The sequence below is a fragment of the Halomonas sp. ND22Bw genome (assembly GCF_003011945.1).
Lineage (GTDB): Bacteria > Pseudomonadota > Gammaproteobacteria > Pseudomonadales > Halomonadaceae > Halomonas > Halomonas halophila.
Genome location: NZ_PXWD01001123.1, coordinates 1 through 262, shown reverse-complemented (window position 1 = coordinate 262; position 262 = coordinate 1). Strand labels below are relative to the sequence as shown.

The 262-nt window shown below is 65.3% G+C and carries 1 protein-coding gene; it reads left to right on the top strand.

Features of this window, described 5'->3' with window-relative positions; all coding sequences use genetic code 11:
- A partial coding sequence (locus tag CVH10_RS21670; protein WP_146143252.1) for an iron-sulfur cluster assembly accessory protein occupies positions 1-186 on the top strand: 186 nt, incomplete at its 5' end.
- Between the last annotated feature and the right edge of the window lie 76 nt (positions 187-262).

Sequence of the window (262 nt, the reverse complement as noted above, 5' to 3'; positions counted from 1 at the left end):
GAGGCCAAGCCGTTCGACGAGGTGATCGAGACCCCCGGCGGCACCTTGTACGTCGACGGCGCCTCGATTCTGTACCTGATCGGATCGACGATGAACTGGGTGGAGGACGATTTCACCGCCGGCTTCGTCTTCGACAATCCCAATGCCAAGGGCGCGTGCGGCTGCGGGGAAAGCTTCACTGTCTGATCTGCTTCGTCCGTCATGCCAGCGCGGGCTGGCATCTTCGGCGATGGCGCGGCGCAGGAGCCGCGGGAGGCCCTGG